At 53.8% G+C, this 4918-nt stretch carries 4 protein-coding genes; 3 read left to right on the plus strand and 1 reads right to left on the minus strand.

All coding sequences use genetic code 11. The features are described 5' to 3' along the window. Positions 1 to 142 precede the first annotated feature (142 nt). The 3 genes from KKH67_15485 (at position 143) to KKH67_15495 (ending at position 2644) form a co-directional block, all read left to right on the plus strand. The gene (locus KKH67_15485) at positions 143 to 505 is read left to right on the plus strand and encodes a hypothetical protein (protein MBU1320580.1); all 363 of its coding nucleotides are present in this window, start codon (positions 143 to 145) and stop codon (positions 503 to 505) included. Continuing rightward, positions 492 to 1415, plus strand: coding sequence for a tyrosine-type recombinase/integrase (locus KKH67_15490; GenBank protein ID MBU1320581.1), 924 nt, complete (start codon positions 492 to 494; stop codon positions 1413 to 1415). The genes KKH67_15485 and KKH67_15490 overlap by 14 nt, the downstream gene beginning before the upstream one ends. A gap of 659 nt (positions 1416 to 2074) precedes the next feature. Further along, positions 2075 to 2644, plus strand: a complete 570-nt coding sequence (locus KKH67_15495) for a hypothetical protein (protein MBU1320582.1) — start codon at positions 2075 to 2077, stop codon at positions 2642 to 2644. A 374-nt stretch (positions 2645 to 3018) separates the two neighbouring features. On the opposite strand, the gene KKH67_15500 is transcribed toward KKH67_15495, so the two are convergent. Beyond that, a partial coding sequence (locus tag KKH67_15500) for a DNA primase (GenBank protein ID MBU1320583.1) occupies positions 3019 to 4918 on the minus strand: 1900 nt, incomplete at its 5' end.

Genomic DNA, 4918 nt, shown 5'->3' on the forward strand with positions numbered 1-4918 from the left:
CATTCGACTTGACTTCCATCCGGTTCCAGTCATGTGTTGTGTGGTGAAAGGCATGCGGTGCATTCAGAACATCAGATACCGGAGCGAGATATCTCGCCGGGACCCGCAGCCTGATAACCACCAATAGAAAGGAGAGTCTACTATGGCAGACACCCTGCATCAAGCAACTGCAGCTTATCTGAAGTACCTGAAGACTCAGGGAAAGAAGGAGGCGACACTTTTCACTTACGCCAAAGATCTCGAACAGATCGAGACCTTCTTCGGAGCAGACCGGAAGCTGTCCGCGATCCTGCCGGCGCATGTAGGGAGGTTCTTCAAGTCGGATGTGCTCCTGAAACTTCCGAGTGGCAGGAACAGAGCGAAGCCGACAGTCGAGAAGACTATGCGGGTGCTCCGGATGTTCCTGATCTGGGCGCATGAAACCAGACGAATCGACAAGCTCCCACTCCCGAAGGACACACCGTTGGGACGGAGCGCTTCTAAGGAGGATCATGGCAAGAGCTAAGTCACCTTCTTCTGAGACTCTGGTCACTGACATCCAGGCATTCGGACGACGGCTCAATGCTGACGGCCGCTCACCGAAGACTGTGAGTGCATATCTGCGCGATTTGAGCACTCTTGCGGAAGCGATCGAGAGAAGGTATCCCGGCATCACGACAGCTCGTGTGACAAGCTCCATGATTGATGAGGCGTTGACATCTCCAGACATGACCCGAGCATGCAGTGGCAGGAAGCGATCACCTGCATCAATGCACCGTTTCAAGGCTGCTGTTCGATCCTTCTTCTCCTGGGCTGAGCAGAGCGGGATAGTCAGCGAAAACCCAGCCGTATCGCTTCGGCTCCGGAGGCTTCCCCGGACGCCTCCTCGCTTCCTGACTGAAGCAGAAAAGAAGCGACTGCTCAAAGAGCTTCGCGGAAAGTCCTCGCTCCTTGCCCAACGGGACAGGCTCATCATCGAACTCTTCCTTGGCACCGGTATTCGCCTGCACGAGCTCGTCAGTCTCGACATCGAGGATATCGACCTCGACTCCAAGCACCTCCGTGTGCGAGCTAAGGGGAGTGTGCCCCAGGTAAAGTTTCTCAAAACCAACCTACGTTTCCTCCTGAGGGCCTTCCTGATCAAACGGCGACGCCTCGGGGATGGCGAACGTCATGCACTCTTCATCTCGAATCGCGGCGAGCGGCTCTGCGAGCGACAGGTTGCCAGGCGCGTCATCTACTGGCTCAAGGCAGCAGGGATCGACAAGAAGCTGACTCCGCACTCGCTCAGGCACACCTTCGCCACTCACCTTTACAGCCGGACTGGTGACATTCTGGTTGTACAGCGAGCTCTCGGTCATCGGGACCTCTCCACAACTCAAATCTACACCCACCTCGTCGACGGCGCGCTCGAAGAGGCGCTCGAACGCCTCTAGACAAACGCTCGCTGATTCCAAGCGGTCCACCGGGACCGCTTTCCCGTTCCGGCATCTGTATAGCAGCATCATGGGGCGGCTCGAGGCTCGAACAGCGGCATCGACTTTCGGCTGATGCTCGATTTGGCGGCATCCGCCTTCCGGAAAGTGCCCATTTAGGGGCATTGAGGATGCCAAAGAGCAGAGAACAGGCAGCCGCTGCAACAAATGGCAGCCCCAGTAATTGCCTATAGTACTGCCGGTTACATGCGAATCCTTTCGATCTCCACCCATCAAATTGTGAAAAACAGCTGCGATTCCTGCCCACAAAATGCCTTCTCCCAAGGTCACAGAACACGTCTTATCTGACGTTCCTGTAAAGTGTTGCTTCGTAAGTGCCCGTGTTACGCGGACCTCAGAATGGTGACTGCTGGTGTTATCCGACGTCATTCTTGCGTTTTCCGATCCTATCTTTGACCTTGCCGCCCGACATGATTACTGCGTCTCCCTTTCGACACCTCGGGGTCCGCCACCCCGATGGCGGATTCTGGCCCTCCTCGGGGAACCCTCTTCCATAATACCTACCGGAACGAATCGCGAAATGTCGGGAGTGCAATTGACATTCGAAGATCAAGGGAGTATTATGTGGCTAACTCACAACTTGCTCGAAAGGGACTGTAATGTACGCCTTGTACTCAAAACAGCAACATAACGAGGGCCACCGCTACAGATTCAAAGCTCAGACATCGCTATTTGGATGCAACTCGGGCTATATTCCGTATCTACTAAGAGCCGGTCTAATCGGTTCGGAGTCAGAGCCACTGCCGTGGCACATAAATATAGAAAAGGCCATGGCAGATATAGGCGAGTCCGAAACCACTCTCATGATGAACTTAAAGCCAAACAGTTCCAAACCGAATCTCTCGCTTTATGAGGTTTCTGACGTGTGGGGTTATTCTTCCTCGGGCTGGACTCCCATCATGTTCTATCTGAGAGGACTATTTGTCGACGCAGATCCGAGTGCACTTGATGACATGGATTTCGTTAGAGAACCCAAGGATATCGAAGATCCGATCTTCTCGATGATGTACTTGAATGGCACGATTCAAGAAGGAACTATCTCTGGTGGATGGACACCGCCCGGTCCGAGCTCCACCAACTCCGTGCTTCTGTGGCCCGAAGCTTTCAAGTACTTCGCTCAAAACGCTGAAGAGATCATCGAAAGGGCAGCGTGTCAGCGACGCGCGTGAGCTTGCCAATTCTCGATCCGTAGCCCAACCAGCCGAGCTGCGAAGGTGCGAAGGGTCAAGGGCAGGGAAAGAACCTCCGCAACGACCTTCGCACTGTTGTAAATCATTGGATTGTATATTATTATATTAATATTTTGCGAAGGTGCGAAGGATATAGAAGATATTACTCACGTGTGATCGAGAATTCTTAATGCGTTATGGACTAACATATAGACCATGTGAATTTTTTGTCGTGTAGAGGGGGGTAACTCCTGAGAACCTTCGCACCTTCGCAAAATCGGCATAACTGATTGATATGTCAAGACTTGGAAACTGCGAAGGTCCATTTCAGTTGCGAAGGGTACCTTCGCATGGGGAGGCGGTAACAGGGAAACTCAGGCAAGATAGGTGGTGTCGTAGGTTGCTGTGCGGCGGACGGAATGCTCCGACCGGTTGACCTTGATCTCAAACCCGGCCTGCCGGATGGTGTCTATGTCGTTTGAAAACCTCTGAGCGAATTGCTGCACGGTGTTCATGTTGAACGATAGGCCGAAATCCTTGGAAAGCCGCTTAAGGGCGATGAACAAGTCGCGAGCGCGAGCTCCCTCAATGGTGTTTTCGTCACTGAAGTCGATTTGGTAACGTTCGAGAAACGCCGCCTCATTAGTCCCGACGGCGTGGCGGTAGGCTTTGAACAGCACAACCAAGCAGGTGGCGATGGGGTTGGATTCGCGGGCGGTCTCCTGGCTGACCCTGTTGAGCGACGCAATCAACTCTTCGAATTGCGGATTGAGCATATCCAGAGCCTTAGCAACCTCGTCCCTTGGTTTGCCGGACAGTCTCATCAGATACATCAAGCTCAGATAATCGTTGCACCGGCGTTTGCTGTGATTGCCGAGCGTTTGATGCAAGAGCCGCATCACCTGCTCTTGTGCACCGTCCCTCATCATGGCGAGCACTTGGCTCGTGCGGATTAGCAACGCGGAGATGATCAGATCCCGGTGCTCGCGGATCGCGGCCAGTACCTTCGCCTCGATGAAGCACTCGCTCGCCTGCTCACCCATTTCAAAGCGGATGATGAACGAGCGCGACAGGATCTCGCCGAGTTCGCCTCCCAGAGGTTCGATACCTGTGGTGTTCAGTAGGCACTTAGGCCGCTCGACAACCGTCTCGGTGTCCGTGCCGATCTTGCGCTTCTCTTTGGCGATGCCGGTGACGCTGGTTAAGATGAAAGTCATTAAGTCCTCTGTCAGATGCTTGACCTCAACGTTGTCGAGAACAATGAGGGGATTCCGCGAGCCGTCGGTGTAGTTGGCTGCGTCGGTGCTCTTCTTCTGCTGCGGTTCGCCATAAAGCAGCGTTGATATCAGTTTGCTCGCGGTGGTCTTACCCGAGCTTGTGGGACCTTCAAATCGCATCATGGGCCGTGTTCCGGCGAAGTCGAGCAAGAGGAAGCAGGAAAGCCACTCGAGGATCAGGTCCCGGTTTCCCGGAGCGCACGTGAGGTTATTGTGAACGAGTTCTGTCAGGATCCGGTGCGCTTCCAACGGATCAGCTTTGGGAAGAAAGTGTATCGGTGCCATTTTGCGGGATCCCTCAAGAATGATACCATCCTCGTTTCCACCGTTCTTGATGATCTCCACACCCTCAGGCGTAATCTTGGCAATCTCGTGCTCGGAGTTATTGAGGTTGAAGTACACCGTGTAGCTTGAAACATCGGAATGCAGCCAGGATGAGTGTTCCCTTACCTCCCCTCTTTCCACTGCCAAGTTCGCCAGCACCTCGTAAAAAGTACGTCCGCCAGCCGTTGTTTGTACCATGCCGGTCTGTTTATATAGTATCGAAGCATAGAGTCGTCTGCGCCCGCGGTCCGGTGTATCCATCCACAGAATCGAATCCTCGAAGAACATGAACGGTTCGGCATGGGGAGTGTGGAAGAATTGTGCTCCATGGTCTGTGAACCATTCATATGCCGCCTCGGCAACGATCCTGTAGTCGGGCGATGTGCCTCGTTCTTCTTTCGTGGCGGCCAGAACCTCTTCTAATCTTGCTTTGCAGGATCCAGGCGTGGCATCGGACGGCCGCATTTCTGCCCTTCGTTGGTGTCTCTCCTTGGAGCGCTGTTCCTTTTGGGTTGCCGTAACTTGTGCTCGCAGTGTGGCAAGGGACGGTCCCTGTTTACCGCATTGATCCCTGATGAGTCTCAAGTGTCTATCCTGCTCCAATGGGGGTAGCTGGCCAATATCGAGGAGTATCGGTTCAAGCAAGCGGATGAGCTTTTCCTCGGATACGTCC

The organism is Candidatus Zixiibacteriota bacterium, assembly GCA_018820315.1.
Lineage (GTDB): Bacteria > Zixibacteria > MSB-5A5 > JAABVY01 > JAHJOQ01 > JAHJOQ01.